Source organism: Pseudomonas sp. X10 (assembly GCF_054889225.1).
Genome location: NZ_CM142677.1, coordinates 1,066,510 through 1,085,026, shown reverse-complemented (window position 1 = coordinate 1,085,026; position 18,517 = coordinate 1,066,510). Strand labels below are relative to the sequence as shown.

Sequence of the window (18,517 nt, the reverse complement as noted above, 5' to 3'; positions counted from 1 at the left end):
GCTCCTCTTAAACCTTGCGCATTTCACGTTCAGCAGCGGACAAGCTCGCCTGAAAGGCATCACGAGCAAACTGTCGCTCCATATAATCAAGCAGCGGCTTGGCCTGCCGCGGCAACTCGATACCCAGGACTGGCAAACGCCAGAGTATGGGCAGTAGACAACAATCGACCAGGCTTTGCTCCGCACTCATGAAGCAAGGCATTTCCGCGAACAGCGGAGAAACGCCGGTAAGGCTTTCGCGCAGCTCCTTGCGTGCCTGGGTACGTGCGCTGTCTTTGCTGCGTGGATCAAGGATGGCATCCACCAATGCACACCAGTCGCGCTGGATGCGATGCATCAGCAGACGGCTGTTTCCCCGTGCCACCGGGTACACCGGCAATAGCGGCGGATGTGGATAACGTTCATCGAGGTACTCCATCACCACGCTCGACTCGTACAACGCCAAGTCGCGATCGACAAGGGTTGGCACACTGCCATAAGGGTTCACTTCGATCAGCTTGGGGGGCAGGTGGCCGGCATCGACATCGATGATCTGCACACTGACCCCCTTCTCGGCGAGAACGAGGCGCACCCGATGAGAATAATGGTCAGCGGGGTCGGAATAGCAGGCTAACCTGTTGGTCACGCCCATGGTGTTCCTCCTCGCGGGATTTCCCAAACAACATTCTTGTGAAACTACAAATGCAAACGCGCCCTGGGTGCCCTCCTGCTGTCGCAGGAGCGCCCCAGGGCGCGTTCAACTACCAGAAACTACTGCGTGATCAGTGCACGTCCTTCCAGTATTCGCGCTTGAGCAAGTAGGCGAAAACGAAGAAGAAAGCCAAGTACAGCAGCACATAGGTACCAATGCGCTGGCTTTCCAGTTTTACCGGGTTGGCCGAGTAGGCCAGGAAGGTCACCAAGTTCTTGACCTTCTCGTCGAACTGCTCTTCCGTCAGGGTACCGGAATTCGGCTCGATGGTCAGCTGGTCACAGGCCTCATGGGTCAATGGGCTGCCAGTCAGGGGGTCGAACTGCTTCTTGCCATCGACCACCGTCTGCACCTGCTTGCACCCGATCACCTGGTTGCCTTGCAGGCCAACCAACACGTTGGGCATGCCGACGTTCGGGAATACCTTGTTGTTCACACCCCATGGGCGCGACTTGTCTTCATAGAAGCTGCGCAGGTAAGTGTACAGCCAATCGTTGCCCCGCACCCGAGCAACGAGAGTCAGGTCGGGCGGCGCGGCACCGAACCAAGCCTTGGCGTCGTCAGGCTGCATGCCGATATTCATGTGGTCGCCGATCTTGGCGCCGGTGAACACCAGCTTCTCGAGCATCAGCTCGTGAGGAACCCCCAGATCGTCGGCAACACGCTCGTAACGCTGGAACTTGGCGCTGTGGCAGCCCATGCAATAGTTGGCGAAAGTGCGCGCACCATCCTGCATGGCGGCCTTGTCGGTCAGATCGATATCGACCTTGTCCAGTTCGAGAGAATGCTCGGCAGCGAAAGACAAGGTGGGCATCACTGCCAGGATCATTACTGCAATAAGCTTTTTCATCAGCCAGTCACCCTTTCCGGAACCGGTTTGGTCTTCTCAAGCCTGGTGTAGAACGGCATCAGAACGAAGTAGGCGAAATACAGCACGGTACAGACCTGCGACAGCAGGGTGCGACCTGGTGTCGGCGCCAGTACGCCCAGCACGCCCAGGATCACGAAGGAGATGCAGAACACCACCAGCCAGATCCTGCTCAGCCAGCCCTTGTAGCGCATGGAGCGTACCGGACTACGGTCGAGCCAAGGCAGGACGAAGAGCACAGCGATCGCCGCCCCCATGGCGATGACGCCGAACAGCTTGTCAGGCACCGCGCGAAGAATCGCGTAGAACGGCGTGAAGTACCAGACCGGCGCGATGTGCTCAGGCGTCTTGAAGGCGTTTGCCTGCTCGAAGTTGGGTTTTTCCAGGAAGTAGCCACCCATTTCCGGGAAGAAGAACACCACAGCGCAGAACACGAAGAGGAACACCACGACACCGACAATATCCTTCACCGTGTAGTACGGGTGGAAAGGAATACCATCGAGCGGCACACCATTCTCATCCTTGTTCTTCTTGATATCGATGCCATCGGGGTTGTTCGAACCCACCTCATGCAGTGCCAGGATGTGCAGCACCACCAGACCAAGGATGACGATCGGCAAGGCGATCACGTGCAGAGCAAAGAAGCGGTTCAGGGTGATGCCCGAGATCAGGTAGTCACCACGGATCCACTGGGTCAGGTCGTCGCCGATCACCGGAATCGCGCCGAACAGCGAGATGATCACCTGGGCACCCCAGTAGGACATCTGGCCCCAAGGCAGCAGGTAGCCCATGAAGGCCTCGGCCATCAGCGCCAGGTAGATCAGCATGCCGAACAACCAGACCAGCTCGCGTGGCTTCTGGTAGGAGCCGTAGAGCAAGCCCCGGAACATGTGCAGGTAGACCACGATGAAGAACGCCGAAGCGCCGGTAGAATGCAGGTAACGCAAGATCCAGCCGTACTCCACATCCCGCATGATGTACTCGACCGAGGCGAATGCCTCTTCCGCCGACGGCGTGAAGCTCATGGTCAGCCAGACCCCGGTGACGATCTGGTTGACCAGCACCAGTAACGCCAGGGAGCCGAAGAAATACAGGAAATTGAAGTTCTTTGGCGCGTAATACTTGCTCAGATGGTCTTCCCACATCTTCGTCGCGGGGAAGCGGGCGTCAACCCAATCCATGAACTTACTCATCACGCGTTCTCCTGATCGACGCCGACGACGACGATGTCGTCCGACTCATAAGAGTGCGGTGGCACTGGCAGATTAAGCGGTGCCGGCTGGGCCTTGTAGACGCGGCCGGCCAGGTCATAGTGCGAACCGTGGCAAGGGCAGAAATAACCGCCGACCCATTTCGGGCCAAGGTCGGCTGGAGCGACTTCGGGACGGAAGGTCGGCGAGCAACCCAGGTGGGTGCAAAGGCCGACAAGGATGAGAATCTCGGGCTTGATCGCGCGGTTTTCCGGATCGACGTAGGCCGGTTGATCCGAAGCCTTGGATTCAGGATCAGAAAGTTCGCCAGTGATTTTCTTGAGGTTACCGAGAATCTCTTCCGTTCGCCGCACGATAAATACTGGTTGGCCACGCCACTCAGCGACCATCTGCTGACCCGGTTCGATCTTCGCGATATTGACCTTCACCGGTGCACCTGCAGCCTTCGCCTTGGCACTGGGGAACCATGACCCCACGAACGGGACCGCAGCCCCCACCGCCCCCGCCGCACCCACCACAGACGTGGCAGCTACGAGGAAGCGGCGCCGGCCCGCGTTGACGCCGTCATTGCTCATTCAGTCCTCTCCCATCAGCTTTGTGGCCTGTTAGAACAGGCATCTACTTAAGTAATGTCTGTAGCACTAAAAAGTGGCCGCATGGTAAATAAAAAAACCCTACACTGACAAGGTGATTTACCCCCTCAAAAGGCTACAACCCTTGCAATGCTTGACCTGCGTCTATGCGGCAAGTTGTCACAGACATGCTTCACAGGTTAGTTCAAGACATAAAAAAAGCCCGGTTCCATTTGGAACCGGGCTTTTTTTTGACTGCCGAAGCGTGATTAACGCTTGGAGTACTGAGGACGCTTACGCGCTTTACGCAGACCCACTTTCTTACGCTCGACTTCACGAGCGTCGCGGGTGACGTAGCCAGCACGGCGCAGGGCGCCACGCAGGGACTCGTCGTAGTCCATCAGGGCGCGGGTGATACCGTGACGGATCGCACCGGCCTGGCCGCTGACACCACCACCGATAACGGTGACGTAGATGTCGAACTTTTCAACGGTCTCGGTCAGCTCCAGCGGCTGGCGAACAACCATACGAGCGGTTTCGCGGCCAAAGAAAGTGTCCAGGGGACGGTTGTTGATCGAGATGTTGCCAGTGCCCGGACGCAGGAAAACGCGAGCGGTTGCGGTCTTGCGACGGCCAGTGCCGTAATTTTGAGTCGCCGACATAATGAACTATTCCGTTAAATCTTCAGTTCTTGAGGCTGCTGAGCAGTATGAGGGTGGGTAGCGCCCGCATAGACTTTCAGCTTACGGTACATGTCGCGACCCAGCGGGTTCTTAGGCAGCATGCCTTTAACCGCGGTCTCGATCACGCGCTCAGGGGCCTTGGCGATCAACTTCTCGAAGTTGATTTCCTTGATACCGCCCGGGAAACCGGAGTGGGAGTAGTACATCTTGTCCGAAGTCTTGGCACCAGTGACACGGATCTGCTCGGCGTTGATGACGACGATGTAGTCGCCGGTGTCAACGTGAGGAGTGTACTCTGGCTTGTGCTTGCCACGCAGACGGCTAGCGATTTCGGTAGCCAGACGACCCAGGGTCTGACCAGCGGCGTCAACTACGAACCAGTCGCGCTTTACTGTTTCCGGTTTAGCAGTAAAAGTTTTCATTCTTTATAGCCTCAGGGGCCGCCCAGCGAAAATAAGACGGCGGATCTTACTGGATAGTGCTTCGCTTGACAAGTCAAGCGCGCAGCCGCACACGGACGCTATCGGGGGCTCGGGTCAGCGCGTCCAATATTCGGCAGGGTTCCTCCAGCGGGCGGGGCATCACTTCCACCACACGGAGAGGGCCAGAATTATCCAGATTGCGGAAAAAAATTCAACCTGCTTTGATGGCTATTTTACCTGGGAGAGAAAACACATGGACTACCGCAAGCTCGGCCGGACCGATCTGAACGTCAGCGCACTATGCCTGGGCACCATGACCTGGGGCGAGCAGAACGACCAGGCTGAAGCCTTCGCCCAGATCGCCCGGGCCAAGACCTGCGGCATCAATTTCATCGACACCGCCGAGATGTACCCGGTCCCGCCCCGCCCGGAAACCTATGCCGCCACCGAGCGCATCATCGGCAACTGGTTCCAGCAGATGGGTGACCGTGACGACTGGATCCTGGCCAGCAAGGTCGCCGGCCCCGGCAACGGCATCAGCCACATCCGCGACGGCCAGCTCAAGCACAACCGCCAGCATATCGTCGCCGCCCTGGACGACAGCCTTCGGCGTCTGCAGACCGACCACATCGACCTGTACCAGTTGCACTGGCCGGAGCGCAGCACCAACTTCTTCGGCAAACTGGGCTACCAGCACCTGCCCCAGGACCACTTCACCCCTCTGGAAGAAACCCTCGAGGTGCTCGACGAACAGGTCCGCGCCGGCAAGATCCGCCACATCGGCCTGTCCAACGAAACGCCCTGGGGCACCATGAAGTTTCTGCAACTGGCCGAGAGCCGTGGCTGGCCGCGCGCGGTATCGATCCAGAATCCCTACAACCTGCTCAACCGCAGCTTCGAGGTGGGCCTGGCGGAGATCGCCATCCGCGAACAGTGCGGCCTGCTGGCCTACTCGCCCCTGGCCTTCGGCATGCTCTCAGGCAAATACGAGAACGGCGCCCGCCCGCAGAACGCCCGCCTGACCCTGTTCAGCCGCTTCGCCCGCTACTCCAACCCGCAGACGGTGGCCGCCTGCAGCCGCTATGTGGCGCTGGCCCACGAGCATGGCCTGGACCCTGCACAAATGGCCCTGGCCTTCGTCACCCAGCAGGCCTTCGTGACCAGTAACATCATCGGCGCCACTACCCTGGAGCAGCTCGACAGCAACCTCGCCAGCATCGACCTGACCCTCAGTGACGAATTGCTGGCCGCCATCGAGGCGATCCACCAGGAGCAGCCCAACCCCGCGCCATGACGAATCTGGGGGCCAGCGTCGGTTGGCAAAGCCTTGCCAACGGCAGGAGCGCGGCCCCCACTTGCCCACGACAACCAGCAACAATCCCTGGGGTAGACACAACCGACAAAAAATAAGACGATCCAGCCGGTGATTGACCACTTTCCCTTATAAGAACAATGACAATGATGTTTACCCAACCCTCCGCGTCCTTGCGGCGCGTCAGCATCCTGGCCATTGACAAGGTGTTCGCCTCGACCCTGATGCAAGCCAAGGATTTCTTTCACCTGGCCGCCCTGCGCTACAGCAAGCAATTGGGGCTGGGCCTGCAACCGATGTTCGAGACTCGCCTGGTGAGCCCGGACGGGCAGCCGGTGGACAGCTTCAGCAACGTCCAGATACCGGTCGACGGCGGCCTGGAAGAAGCCGATATCATCATCCTTCCAGCCTTCTGGGACGATTTCGATGAGCTGTGCCAGCGCTACCCCCAGGTCCTGCCGTGGCTACGCGAACAGCACGCCCGTGGCGCAGTGCTCTGTGGCGAAGCCAGTGGTGTGTTCTGGCTGGCCGAGGCCGGCCTGCTCGATGGCAAGGAAGCGACCACCTACTGGCGTTTCTTCAACAGCTTCGCCGAGCGCTTCCCCCAAGTCCGGCTGAACCAGGACAAACACCTGACCGACGCCGACAACCTTTACTGCGCCGGCGGTACCACTTCAGCCTGCGACCTGTACATCTACCTGATCGAGCGTTTCTGCGGCGCCAATGTCGCCCAGGCGGTGGCCCGCGACATCCTCTACGAAGTGCAGCGCAGCTATACCCCAGGACGCATGGGGTTCGGCGGCCAGAAGCTGCACCAGGATCTGACCATCCTGCAGATCCAGCACTGGCTGGAGGAGCACTTCGCCGACAAGTTCCGCTTCGAGGATGTGGCCCGCAACCATGGCATGAGCATCCGCAACTTCATGCGCCGCTTCCAGACCGCCACCGGCGACAAGCCCCTGCACTACCTGCAGCGTCTGCGCATCGAGACCGCCAAGGGTCTGCTGTCGAGCACACGCAAAAGCATCAAGACCATCAGCTATGAAGTCGGCTACGACGACGCCAGCTTCTTCGCCCGACTGTTCCGCCAGCACACCGAACTGTCACCAAACCAGTACCGGCAGCAGTTCATGCAAGAGGCCTGAACGGCCTCTCGGACAGCAAGCTACAAGCCATAAGAAAAAGCCAGGGCAGTCTGCGAACTGTCCTGGCTTTTTCTTATGGCTTGTAGCTTGCCGCTGCTGTCAGGGCTTGTGCGCCCGCGACAGGAACTCGTGGGACTGCATCTCCAACAGCCGGCTGAGGGTACGCTGGAACTCGAAAGTCAGGCGGCCACCGGTGTACAAGTCCTTGAGCTCGACCTCGGCAGAGATGATCAACTTGACGTTGCGGTCGTAGAACTCGTCGACCATGTTGATGAAGCGCCGGGCGATGTCGTCTGTGGTCACACCCATCTGCTCCACACCGCTGAGCAGCACAGCGTGGAAGATCTTGCCCAGCTCGATGTAGTCGTTCTGGCTGCGCGGGCCGTCGCACAGGGCGCGGAAGTCGAACCAGGCAACGTCATCACAGGTGCGCAGGGCACGGATTTCACGATTCTCGATCATCAGCACGTCGTTCTCGACGGCCTGGGTGCAGTCCGGGGTCAGTGCCTTGAAGCTCTGGCGCAGGCTTTCCTGGGCCGCTTCATCGAGCGGGTAGTGATACAGCTCGGCCTGCTCCAGGTGACGCAGGCGGTAGTCGACGCCGCTGTCGACGTTGACGACTTCAGTATTCTGCTTGATCAGGGCAATGGCCGGCAGGAAGCGGGCACGCTGCAGACCATCCTTATACAGGCCGTCCGGAACGATGTTGGAGGTCGCCACCAGGGTAACGCCGTTCTTGAACAACTCCTCCATCAGGGTGCCGAGGATCATGGCATCGGTGATGTCGGACACGAAGAACTCATCGAAGCAGATCACCCGCGCTTCTTCGGCAAAACGCTTGGCGATGATGGTCAGCGGGTTCTTCTCGCCCTTGAGCGATTTCATCTCCTCGTGTACGCGCTTCATGAAGCGGTGGAAGTGCGTGCGCATCTTCTGCTTGAACGGCAGCGCTTCGAAGAAAGTGTCGACCAGATAGGTCTTGCCCCGGCCTACCCCGCCCCAGAAATACAAGCCCTTGACTGGTGCCTGCTCCTTCCTGCCGAACAGCTTGCCGAACACTCCCGGCTTGTTGTGCTGGGCGGCCAGCAGGTCGTCGTATAGACGCTGCAGGTGACGCACCGCTGTTTCCTGCGCCGCATCATGGAAGAATTCGGGACGTTTGAGGTCTGCTTGATATCGTTCTAGGGGCGTCATAATTCGTTAGCGAGGTAACAAAAGCGGGCCGTCACTGTAGCGACGGCCTCGGATAATGGCAATCAGACTTGCGTCAAAGTGCCTCAGTCCTGTTGTGGTTGCAGGGCTGCGCGCAGGTTGCCGATGGCCGAATCACGCGCTTCGGCGTCGGCGAACTGCGGCCCGTCGGCGACGCTTTCGCCATCCAGCCATAGGCTGAAGCCCAAGCCGTCGACACGTACATCTAGTTCACCGCCCTGCTGCAGCTGCTTGCTCACCGCACCGGCGCTCTTGCCATCGGCAAAGTTGCGCGACAGCAGCAGTTGCTCGCCGTCGGCAGCCAGCAGGCGGAAGCGGAAGCTGCCGTCCTCGTCACGGAAGCTGACGAAACGCGCAGCCTTGGCCGCCTTCTTCTTCACTTCACCACTGGCCTGGACGCTGGTGCGGAACGAGCGCAGGCCAACCGCTTCGCGCAGTTGCTCGAGGAGCGGACTGGCGATCTTGCGCGCCTTTTGCGCGCCGGCCAAGAGGATGTCCTCGAGGTCCGCCGGGCGATCGATCAGTTGATGGTAACGTTCACGGGCCTCGCCCAACTGGCTGTCGAGCAACTGGAACAAACGCTGCTTGGCCTCCCCCCAGCCCAAGCCCTGCAGCAACTCATCACGGAAGCCAGCGGCCTGGTCCGGGGTGGAAAACGCCTGGTACAGGGTGAACAGGTGCGAATTGTCCGGATCCTTCGGCTCGCCTGGGGCGCGCGAGTCGGTGACGATGCGCGAGATGGCGTCCTTCATGTCCTTGGCGCTGGTGAACAACGGGATGGTGTTGTCGTAGCTCTTGGACATCTTGCGACCATCCAGGCCAGGCAGGGTCGCCACGCTTTCCTCGATCACCGCCTCGGGCAGGACGAAGAACTCCTTGCCCTGGCCGAACAGGTGGTTGAAACGCTGGCCGATGTCACGGGCCATTTCCACGTGCTGGATCTGGTCGCGGCCGACCGGCACCTTGTGCGCGTTGAACATCAGGATGTCCGCGGCCATCAGCACCGGGTAGCTGTACAGGCCCATGGTGATGCCGGCATCCGGGTCTTCGCCGTTTTCCAGGTTCTTGTCCACCGAAGCCTTGTAGGCGTGGGCGCGGTTGAGCAGGCCCTTGGCGCTGACGCAGGTCAGCAGCCAAGTCAGTTCCGGGATCTCGGGGATATCGGACTGGCGATAGAAGGTCACCCGCTCGTGGTCCAGGCCGCCGGCCAGCCAAGTGGCGGCGATTTCCAGGCGCGAGCGCTGGATGCGCAGAGGGTCGTCGCACTTGATCAGGGCGTGGTAGTCGGCCAGGAAATAGAACGAATCGGCACCCGGCTGCTGGCTGGCGAGGATGGCCGGGCGGATGGCACCGGCGTAGTTGCCCAGGTGCGGGGTGCCAGTGGTGGTGATACCGGTGAGGATACGCGTAGTCATGGGTTATCGCTTAATCAGGCTTGGCTCAGTTCGAAAGGCGCGGCAGTACCAGATCCTTGAGGTCGGTCAGCTTGCCATGAAAGAAGTGTCCGCATTCTGCCACTTTCAGCAGCTCATGGGGGCGCGGGAGTGCGTCAGACCAGTCGTAGACCAACTGCGGCTCGACCACTTCGTCGGTCTCTGGCTGGATCACGCTCAGCGGGCAGCGCTGAGGCAGTGGGTAATCATCGGTCAAGCGCATCACCGCCGGAGCCACCATGAACAGATGTTGCAGCTCAACGCCCTCGGCCTCCAGGCGGCCGCCCAGGCTCGCGGCGACGAAGCCTCCGAAGGAGAAGCCCATCAGTACCAGAGGCAGGCCCGGGTGTTGCTGCCGCGCCCAGGCAGCAGCGGCTTGGGCGTCAGCGACCTCGCCACTCCCCATGTCGTGACTACCGGCGCTTTGACCAACACCTCGGTAGTTGAAGCGCAGCGTGCTGTAGCCGGCGTCGCGGGCGGTGCGTTGCAGGGTCGAGACCACCTTGTTGAGCATGGTGCCGCCCTGGACCGGGTTGGGGTGACAGATCAGCACGATGCCGTGGGCATTGGCGACGTCCAGGTACAAGGCTTCCAACTGACCGCAGGGGCCATCGATGAATACAGGGGTTTCGCGGATAAGCAAGGCACTACTCCGTGACCTCGAGATGGGTCGACTCGTCTAGCTGAAGAATTCTGTTCTGAGATATTTGCGATCGCTCGCGGTATACAGCGCAGGTCCGAGCCGTTAACGTAAAGCAAAGCCGTTTATAGAGGAAGGACTCGTGGAACTCTCGCTCTTAGTTTGGTTGTTGCCGACCCTGGCCCTCATCGTGGGTGTCGTCGTTGGTTTTCTGGTTGCCCGCCTGTTGCCCAATGCCGCGCCGAGCAGCACACAGCGGCAGCTGGACGACATCCAGCAGCGTTTCGACAACTACCAGAACGAAGTGGTGACCCACTTCAACAGCACCGCCGCGTTGGTCAAGAAGCTGACCCAGAGCTACCAGGATGTCCAGGACCACCTGGCCGAAGGCGCCAACCGCCTGGCGCTGGACGAACTGACCCGCCAGCGCCTGCTGGCCTCGCTACATTCCGATGCGGCCCAAGGTCCACGTGACCGCCTGACCCCACCGAAGGATACCGAAGTGCCGCGCGACTACGCACCCAAAACGCCGAACTCGCCGGGCATGCTCGACGAGCACTACGGACTCAAGCGCTGAGTCTGAAGCAATGACTGAAGGCCTCGTAAGAGGCCTTTTTCTTTTATGGGCCGGTAGGGCATGCCTTGAGTCTTTTCACGCTATGCACAGGCCTCCAGTGCCTGCTCAATGTCGGCCAGCAAATCCTCGGCATCCTCAAGGCCAACCGACAACCGCACCAGGCCTTCGGAAATACCATGATGCCCCCGCTCTTTCGCGGTGTAGCTGGAGTGCGTCATGCTCGCCGGATGCTGGGCCAGCGACTCGGCATCCCCCAGGCTGACCGCACGGCTGAATAGCTGCAGGGCATTCATGAAACGCCGCCCGGCCTCAATGCCCCCCTTGAGTTCGAAAGCGATCATCCCACCCGGCAGACGCATCTGTCGCTGTGCCAGTTCGTACTGGGCGAATGTCGGCAACCCCGGGTATTGGATCAGTTCCACCAGAGGGTGGCGCTCGAGGAACCTGGCGACCAACTGAGCATTGGCGCAATGGCGCTCCATGCGCAACGCTAGGGTTTTGATACCACGCATCAGCAGCGACGCATCATGCGGCGACAACACCGCCCCGGTCATGTCTTTGAGGCCCTTCAGGCGGATACGATCGATCAGTACCTTGCTCCCCACCACCAGGCCCGCGGTGATATCGCCATGCCCGCTGAGGTACTTGGTCGCTGAATGCACCACCAGATCGGCGCCCAGCTCCAGCGGACGCTGCAGGTAGGGCGTGCAATACGTATTGTCGACCACCACCTGGATGTCATGGCCATGGGCAAGGGTGGCCACCGCGGCAATATCCACCAGGTGCATGTTCGGGTTGGCCGGGGTCTCGAAGTAAATCATCCGAGTATTTGGCCCGATGGCCGCTTTCAGCGCCCGTAGGTCATTCAGATCGACGTGGCGCACCTTGACCCCGAACTCGCCGATACCGTGGTGCAGGAAGGCGAAGGTGCAGCCATACAAGGTGCTGCCGACAATCACCTCATCACCAGGGCGCAGCAGGGTCCACAGCGTAGCGGTGATGGCCCCCATGCCCGAGGCCAGCGCCAGTCCGGCCTCCCCACCCTCCAGCGAAGCTATGCGCCCTTCCAGCAACGCCAGGGTCGGGTTGGAAATACGGCTGTAGAAGTGCCCGTTCACCTCACCGGCGAAACAAGCAGCACCGTATTCGACCGTTGGGAAGGCAAAGGTAGAGGTCTGGTAGACCGGCGGCACCAGCGCACCATTGTGCGTCTGCGGATCGTAACCATGGTGGATGGCCCGGGTGGAAAAACCAGAATTATTGTTGGAGTCGCGCATGGCAACAGCCTCTGAGGGTTTGTTATAAGCTTATGCCAGCGAGGTACTGATATTTTTCCAAAATCACCCACACATCCATGGGCTCATTGGAATGAAAACCACGATTAAAACGACTGGAGGGCAAGATATGCCTTCGACCCTCGACCGTACCGACCGCGCCCTGCTCGCGGCCCTGCAAGACAATGCCCGCCTGACCGTCTCGGAGCTCGCCGACCAAGTCGCCCTGACCACCTCGCCTTGCTGGCGGCGGGTCAAGCTGCTGGAGGAAAGCGGCTATATCACCGGCTACCAGGCCATCCTCTCGCCCAAATCCCTGGGCTTCGGCGTCACCGCCTTCGTCAGCATCATGATGGACTCGCACAATAAGGAAATGGCCCGCTCCTTCGAGCAGCGGCTGATGGAAATTCCTGAAATCGTCGCCTGCCACAACATCTCCGGGCGCTATGACTTTTTGCTGGAGATTCTTGCCAGGGATCTGGAGTCGTTCGGAGACTTCACCCGCGAGGTCTTGCAGTCACTGCCGGGGGTGAAGGAGATCTATTCGAGTTTTTCGTACAAGGCTGTGAAGGAAAGGCGGGTGATTCCAGTGTCGGAGCAACACATATAGGAAGAGCCCTCCCCTTGACCGGGCCCAGCCCTACGGCGGTCTAGGCAACGCCCGGCATCTTCAAATCCGCAAAGCCAGCAATCTGACCATGTCGAGATCAGGAGGATCTACATGGCTCAGGACAATGCATACCATCTTACAGAGGGGCTCTGGATTACCGCAGCGGCACCCGACCGCACTCCCTTGCCCCCCTTGAACTCTGGCGGAGGCGGACCAGGCTACGGAGGCTGGGGTCTGAGCGACGGGAGGCCCCGGGGCACGGGCGGCCCGAACAAGAACCTCAACTATGAAATTTCCACTCGAAGAGTCCTGGGTGAGGAACGCCAAAGCATAGACCGAGAGTACGCCGACAAATACGCACCTTTGATCAAGGACCTGCCAGCCCAGATTGCTGCGCAGCGTGCTCAAGTGCGCGAACACGCGAACAAAGCAGGTGCAACCTCATTATTACGGCAAGCAGCCGAACAACACGGTTTGACCAGTCTCATCCGACAGAAGCGGGAGAATTACCTAAGGATATTGCCTGATGCTCTGAGCTTCTACGGCTCTCCATCGTTCTACAAACGTTCGGACTCAATGATGAGCCGAATCTATGACCCTGGCGTATTCACACAGAGAGGCGAAGCGTTCGCAAACGAGTTCTGGTCAAGGTTGAACAGGTCTGCCGATGGCGCCTACCGCTTGCATATTGAAGCGACGGCAATTCACTCATTGGCCAATGATCTGCCCAGCCTCGCCTTGCAGCATGACCTGACCGAACTCCAGTCTCAGCCTGTCGACCTACCGAAAGCCATCTCACGGCGAACAGCACAACTTCATCAGGAACGGCAGATCTGTTTCGAATGCCTGCCCAACTTCCTGCAGCACGAGTTGGTCAAGTCAACTACGGTCAAGCCCGAGCACAACCTCGCACAGGCCATCTCAGCTTACCTGGCCAGTGCTGCTAGCCTCATCGCGTCGAAACAGCGAAATATCCCGAAATTCAAAACGCACAACCCAGAGATCAAGAGCCCGCTTTCAAAACCGCAACTAGAGGCGCTCCATCATCTGGTGGCGGAACAGAAAATCCGCCGCGCCGGGTCGTTATGGAAGGAATACCACAGCGCCCTTACCCAGACCGAATCCATCCGCTACCTCCAGTGGTTCACCGCAGCCTTGAAAGGGCTGCACCAGCGGGCTGAGCAAATAGAAGCACTTCAAAAAAAATATCAAGCTGAACTGGTCGCAGCGCGGGAAGCGCAAGAAGCTGCACGGAAGAAAGCAGAGGCTGAGCGCAAGGCCAAGGAAGCAGCACAGAAAGCCGAAGCCGAGCGCAAGGCCAAGGAAGACGAACGAAAACGCACAAGTTATGTCGCTCTGGGCAGCGCTTCCGCCTCGATACCCCTGGTAATCCCGATTGGTAGCGCCGCTTTCGATCTCACGCTAGGTGGCTACCTGGCGATGCAACAAGCGATTCGCATCGCAGTCTTGCCAGCTACCGCCTCCGCTGGCGCAGTGGCCCTTCCCTTTATCGTCGGCGTTGTCAGCCTGCTCTGGCCATCAACCCTCGGCAATAGCGAACGACAGTACCTGACCAGCGTTCCATTGGCCGATCTCTCTCCGCTTGAAGGCATTGACCTGGCAGCACTCGCCGCTGCCGGCGGCAGTCTCAAGTTGCCTTACACCCTCGGCACTCGCGAGACCGAGGATCAATTACACCTAATGGTCACCGAGGGGAGTGGGCCAATCCCCGTCCGTGCTGCGACCTTCGACAATGAACGTCAAGTCTATAGCCTGGCTCTCGATAACCCCTCGCGCCTCCTCACCTGGACCCCGGCCAACGCTCCCGACAACGACCAGAGCAATTCCACCAGCCTGCCGCCAACACCACCCGGTGTCGTCATCTATGCCGGCAATACGCTTAAGCCCCCAAGCAACGAGCAAGAAATCTATCCAGCACTCGACCTACTCGACCTTGAGCGTCTGATCGTTACCTTCCCGGCTGACTCGGGATTGGCACCGATACTGATTGTATTCAGAGACCCCAGACTCGAGCCTGGAGCATTCTCTGGAAGTGGTGAGTTCATTTCTGATACATGGCTGAATGAGAAAGCACGAGGTGCAGGTGCTCCGGTCCCAACGCAAATCGCTGAAAAATTATCAGGAAAGCACGTCAGCAGCATTAAAGACTTCAGAGAAATTCTCTGGAAAACGGTTGCAGAAGACAAAAAATTGTCTACTCAGTTTAGCGAGTCAAATGTGAAACGCATGAAACTTGGTCTCGCACCAAAAGTTCAGAGAATCGATAGGCACAAGTCACAATCGACGTACGTCCTTCACCACCACACTCCAATATCGGAAGGTGGAGCAGTTTATGACCTTGACAACATAAGGGTCGTTACTCCGAGCGCTCACCAACACATCCATTACGGGACAAAACCATGACAGCCAAAACGAAGCTATCAGACTATACCGAATCCGAGTTCCTAGCATTTATAAGATTAATATTTGAAACAAACGGTTCTGAGCCTGATGAGATACTAGACCCTCTACTTGAGCATTTTGAAGTCATTATCGAGCACCCCGCTGGTACTGACCTGATCTTTTGGCCGGAATCTGAAGGCCTGGACACACCAGAACAGATCCTACGCATAGTTAAAGAGTGGCGCGCTGCTAATGGTAAACCGGGTTTCAAGCCAACATAGCCCGAGCAGACAGAACGCCAATTAAAGCGCCCCGCCACCGCGGGGCTACTGCTTGCCACTCACTGATAGAAAAGCCCAGACTTATGCGGGGCATTTTTCTTCCCCGCCCCCGATAATACAATGGAAATCTCCTATGTAGAATTAGAAATCCCCTACAATACTCTCAGCAATCCAAAAACATCTTCTGCGCTAAGATCAAGCGAGTCTCTTTATCCCCTATATAAAAGGAGAAAATCGCTGATATGGCCGCCTACCTCCCAGACCACATCATCAAAAAACTATCAGGACAAACCTTCAATCATTTCGAGCATTTCTCTCAGTCTTTCTGGATGGCGATCGCCGAAGACCCCATTTACTCTCAACAATTCATCCCCTCTCAACTCAACCGCATCAAGCGAGGCTGGCCACCCCGCGCGCCCTTCCATGACACTGCGAAGGGCCTGCGCTCATACCAGATCCTCCATCTCACCCCACCCGAGTTCGGTGGACTGATGTATGACGCCGATAACCTGCGCATCATGAGTGCGATGCAGTACGCTCTTTCTTCGGAGGTGCCGTGGTGATCGACCAAAAACGCAACCTTGCGGACTACACCTGCGCCGAGTTCGAATCCATAGTGGAAGAACTACTACAGGCCGCCGGGACCTCGGCTTGGCAGGACCGACTGCTGGAGCACTTCATCGAGCTGGTAGAGCACCCCAATGGCTCGGATCTGATCTATTACCCCGAATCCGAACAGCAAGGCTGCGCCAAGCAGGTGATCGCTCATATCATGGCCTGGCGAAAAACAAAGGGGCTTCCCCTGTTCAAGGATGTGCAATAAAAAGTACTGATACTGTTACTGCTTCCGTCCGGCTTCGTCGATGGCATCTTCCTTTTGCCTGACCAGCAGAATCAGAAGTTTGGCTGTGACATGGACCATGACATGCAAGGACACCAACGAGAAAGCGACTACGACCGGTACTTAAAATCGATTGAAAACAAGAAAAACCAAACGGTGATGGCTACTGCGTCAAGGCTGCCTCTTTCCTGCAACCCTTTCACCTAGCGGCCTCTCCGCGTATGAATACATTGATCGGATAGTCTCATGAGCAGTACGGTAAGTGGCACGAAGATAAATTAACTGTGCAAGTAGTAGAAACGCTCAACAGATATCCGACTTGGCTGAATGGATATAAAAAAATCCGATGCCAGGAGGCTGGCATCGGATTTTCTAGAAAGCCCTGCTTGGACTCAAGTGCTTAAGCCCAAGCAGTTTTTTTCATGCAGCATCAGCGCTTAGATAGCACCACGCTGACGCAGCAGCTCCAGCACTTGCCTGACACCCTCTTCCACGCTAGTGCTCTGGGTGTCGATCACCAGATCGGCATCCAGCGGTACGTCGTACGGGAAGCTTTCACCCGGGATATTGTCGCCAGCGGCGGCGTACAGGCCCTGTGGATCGCGTTCGCGGCAAGCCTGGGGCGACGCCTGGACGTAGACGGTGAGCAGGCGCTCCTTGCCGATCAGGGCCTTGGCCTGTTCACGGCCTTCGGCATCCGGGGCGACGAAGGCGGCCAAGGTCAGCAGGCCAGCTTCGTTGAACTGACGCGCTACATGGGCAGCACGGCGCCAGTTCTCAGTGCGACCGGAACGGTCCTGGGGCAGGCCTTTGTTCAGGTCGTGGCGCAGATTCTGGCCATCGAGCACGTAGACCGCACGGCCCATATCGAACAGTTTGCGCTCCACAGCGTAGGCCAGGGTGCTCTTGCCTGCGCCGGACAGGCCGCTGAACAGCACGGTGGCCGGCTGCTGGCCAAAGCGCAAGGCGCGCTCTTCGGTGGCGACGTGGGCCAGCTTGCCATGCTGGCCGATGGTGCCGTGGGGCACGACCGGTGGCGCGATGATCATGCCGGCACCTACGGTGCCGTTGGTCAGGCGGTCGATGACGATGAAGGCACCAGTGGTGCGGTTGCTGTCGTAACCGTCCAGGGCAATGGCAGCGTCAAGGCTGACCTTGACCCGGCCGATCTCGTTCAGTTGCAAGGCACTGGCCGACCCCTGCTCCAAAGTGTTCACATCGACCTTGTGGCTGATGCTGGCGATCGAGCCCGGCACATAGCTGGTGGCGCGCTTGATGTCGTACTTCTTGCCCGGCAGCATCGGCTCTTCAGCCATCCACACCAGCATGGCGTCGAACTGGTCGGTGACCGGCGGCACGTTGTCGGCATGCACCAGCAGGTCGCCACGGGAGATGTCGATCTCGTCTTCCATGGTCAGGGTCACGGCCTGGCCTGGGCCAGCGTGCTCCAACTCGCCTTCGAAGGTGACTATGGACTTGACCCGGCTGCTCTTGCCCGACGGCAGCACGACGATTTCGTCACCCTTGTACACCACGCCGCTGGCCAGGGTGCCGGCGAAGCCACGGAAGTTCAGGTTCGGGCGGTTGACGTACTGCACCGGGAAGCGCAGGTCGGTGAAGTTGCGGTCGGCCGCCACTTCCACGGTTTCGAGGATTTCCATCAGCGCTGGGCCCGTGTACCACGGCGAACGTTCGCTGCGGTTGACCACGTTGTCGCCCTTGAGCGCCGACATCGGCACGAAGTGCAGGCTGCTCGGGGTCAGGTTGATAGCTTCGGCGAACGCCAGGTAATCAGCCTTGATCGACTCGAACACCTGCTCGTCGAAGTTCTTCAGGTCCATCTTGTTGACCGCGACGACGATGTGCTTGATGCCCAGCAGCGAGGCGATGTAACTGTGCCGGCGGGTCTGGGTCTGCACACCGTAGCGGGCATCGACCAGGATGATCGCCAGGTCGCAGGTCGAGGCGCCGGTGGCCATGTTGCGGGTGTACTGCTCGTGGCCCGGCGTGTCGGCGATGATGAACTTGCGCTTGGCAGTGGAGAAGTAGCGGTAAGCCACATCGATAGTGATGCCCTGCTCGCGCTCGGCCTGCAGGCCATCGACCAGCAGCGCCAGATCGACTTCTTCGCCCGTGGTGCCGGACTTCTTCGAATCACGAGTGATGGCCTCGAGGTGGTCCTCGTAGATCATCTTGGAGTCGTGCAGCAAGCGCCCGATCAGGGTGCTCTTGCCATCGTCCACGTTGCCGCAGGTGAGGAAACGCAGCAGTTCTTTACGCTCGTGCTGAGCCAGATAAGCGACGATGTCTTCGCTGATCAAATCGGATTGGTGCGACATGGA

The 18,517-nt window shown here is 58.8% G+C and carries 19 protein-coding genes; 8 read left to right on the top strand and 11 right to left on the bottom strand.

What is annotated here, in order from left to right; translation table 11 throughout:
* Positions 1-7 precede the first annotated feature (7 nt).
* From ACYU03_RS05075 to rplM, 6 genes are all read right to left on the bottom strand, one after another.
* The gene (locus ACYU03_RS05075) at positions 8-631 is read right to left on the bottom strand and encodes a glutathione S-transferase N-terminal domain-containing protein (RefSeq protein ID WP_461888536.1); all 624 of its coding nucleotides are present in this window, start codon (positions 629-631) and stop codon (positions 8-10) included.
* 130 nt (positions 632-761) lie between these two features.
* Positions 762-1,541, bottom strand: coding sequence for a cytochrome c1 (locus ACYU03_RS05070; RefSeq protein WP_461888534.1), 780 nt, complete (start codon positions 1,539-1,541; stop codon positions 762-764).
* Positions 1,541-2,752 carry a cytochrome b gene (locus tag ACYU03_RS05065; RefSeq protein WP_461888532.1) on the bottom strand — a complete coding sequence of 404 codons (1,212 nt, stop codon included), beginning with the start codon at positions 2,750-2,752 and terminating at the stop codon, positions 1,541-1,543. The genes ACYU03_RS05070 and ACYU03_RS05065 overlap by 1 nt, the downstream gene beginning before the upstream one ends.
* A complete protein-coding gene (petA, locus tag ACYU03_RS05060; RefSeq protein ID WP_461888531.1) occupies positions 2,752-3,345 on the bottom strand; it encodes a ubiquinol-cytochrome c reductase iron-sulfur subunit in 594 nt (197 codons plus the stop codon). The genes ACYU03_RS05065 and petA overlap by 1 nt, the downstream gene beginning before the upstream one ends.
* Before the next feature lie 266 nt (positions 3,346-3,611).
* Positions 3,612-4,004, bottom strand: a complete 393-nt coding sequence (gene rpsI / locus ACYU03_RS05055) for a 30S ribosomal protein S9 (protein ID WP_461888529.1) — start codon at positions 4,002-4,004, stop codon at positions 3,612-3,614.
* Between the two features lie 14 nt (positions 4,005-4,018).
* The gene (gene rplM, locus ACYU03_RS05050; RefSeq protein ID WP_038607182.1) at positions 4,019-4,447 is read right to left on the bottom strand and encodes a 50S ribosomal protein L13; all 429 of its coding nucleotides are present in this window, start codon (positions 4,445-4,447) and stop codon (positions 4,019-4,021) included.
* A gap of 253 nt (positions 4,448-4,700) precedes the next feature.
* Between rplM and ACYU03_RS05045 the strand changes: the two genes are divergently transcribed.
* Positions 4,701-5,741 carry an NADP(H)-dependent aldo-keto reductase gene (locus ACYU03_RS05045; RefSeq protein WP_461888527.1) on the top strand — a complete coding sequence of 347 codons (1,041 nt, stop codon included), beginning with the start codon at positions 4,701-4,703 and terminating at the stop codon, positions 5,739-5,741.
* A gap of 266 nt (positions 5,742-6,007) precedes the next feature.
* Positions 6,008-6,904: a GlxA family transcriptional regulator gene (locus ACYU03_RS05040; protein ID WP_461891391.1), complete on the top strand. Its 897-nt coding sequence runs from the start codon at positions 6,008-6,010 to the stop codon at positions 6,902-6,904.
* Between the two features lie 99 nt (positions 6,905-7,003).
* Here the strand turns inward: ACYU03_RS05040 and zapE are convergent, their stop codons facing one another.
* From zapE to ACYU03_RS05025, 3 genes are all read right to left on the bottom strand, one after another.
* Positions 7,004-8,098, bottom strand: coding sequence for a cell division protein ZapE (zapE, locus tag ACYU03_RS05035; protein ID WP_461888525.1), 1,095 nt, complete (start codon positions 8,096-8,098; stop codon positions 7,004-7,006).
* An 83-nt stretch (positions 8,099-8,181) separates the two neighbouring features.
* The gene (locus ACYU03_RS05030) at positions 8,182-9,531 is read right to left on the bottom strand and encodes a tryptophan--tRNA ligase (protein WP_461888523.1); all 1,350 of its coding nucleotides are present in this window, start codon (positions 9,529-9,531) and stop codon (positions 8,182-8,184) included.
* Between the two features lie 25 nt (positions 9,532-9,556).
* A complete protein-coding gene (locus ACYU03_RS05025; RefSeq protein WP_461888521.1) occupies positions 9,557-10,192 on the bottom strand; it encodes an alpha/beta hydrolase in 636 nt (211 codons plus the stop codon).
* A 139-nt stretch (positions 10,193-10,331) separates the two neighbouring features.
* Between ACYU03_RS05025 and ACYU03_RS05020 the strand changes: the two genes are divergently transcribed.
* A complete protein-coding gene (locus tag ACYU03_RS05020; RefSeq protein ID WP_461888519.1) occupies positions 10,332-10,766 on the top strand; it encodes a Z-ring associated ZapG family protein in 435 nt (144 codons plus the stop codon).
* Between the two features lie 80 nt (positions 10,767-10,846).
* Here ACYU03_RS05020 and ACYU03_RS05015 read toward each other — a convergent pair whose 3' ends face one another.
* Entirely contained in the window at positions 10,847-12,043 is a 1,197-nt protein-coding gene (locus tag ACYU03_RS05015) for a methionine gamma-lyase (protein ID WP_461888517.1), read from the bottom strand.
* Between the two features lie 127 nt (positions 12,044-12,170).
* On the opposite strand from ACYU03_RS05015, the gene ACYU03_RS05010 reads away from it, so the two are divergent.
* From ACYU03_RS05010 to ACYU03_RS04990, 5 genes are all read left to right on the top strand, one after another.
* On the top strand, positions 12,171-12,650 hold the full coding sequence (locus ACYU03_RS05010; protein WP_461888515.1) for an Lrp/AsnC family transcriptional regulator: 480 nt from the start codon (positions 12,171-12,173) through the stop codon (positions 12,648-12,650).
* Between the two features lie 111 nt (positions 12,651-12,761).
* Complete coding sequence (locus tag ACYU03_RS05005; protein ID WP_461888514.1) at positions 12,762-15,074, top strand: S-type pyocin domain-containing protein; 2,313 nt, start codon at positions 12,762-12,764, stop codon at positions 15,072-15,074.
* A complete protein-coding gene (locus ACYU03_RS05000) occupies positions 15,071-15,334 on the top strand; it encodes a bacteriocin immunity protein (protein WP_461888512.1) in 264 nt (87 codons plus the stop codon). The genes ACYU03_RS05005 and ACYU03_RS05000 overlap by 4 nt, the downstream gene beginning before the upstream one ends.
* Positions 15,335-15,576: 242 nt before the next feature.
* Positions 15,577-15,897 (top strand): S-type pyocin, encoded by a 321-nt coding sequence (locus ACYU03_RS04995; RefSeq protein ID WP_461888510.1) that lies wholly within the window; start codon positions 15,577-15,579, stop codon positions 15,895-15,897.
* Positions 15,891-16,157: a bacteriocin immunity protein gene (locus ACYU03_RS04990; protein ID WP_461888509.1), complete on the top strand. Its 267-nt coding sequence runs from the start codon at positions 15,891-15,893 to the stop codon at positions 16,155-16,157. The genes ACYU03_RS04995 and ACYU03_RS04990 overlap by 7 nt, the downstream gene beginning before the upstream one ends.
* Before the next feature lie 455 nt (positions 16,158-16,612).
* On the opposite strand, the gene cysN is transcribed toward ACYU03_RS04990, so the two are convergent.
* Complete coding sequence (gene cysN, locus ACYU03_RS04985) at positions 16,613-18,514, bottom strand: sulfate adenylyltransferase subunit CysN (RefSeq protein WP_461888508.1); 1,902 nt, start codon at positions 18,512-18,514, stop codon at positions 16,613-16,615.
* Positions 18,515-18,517: the final 3 nt, after the last annotated feature.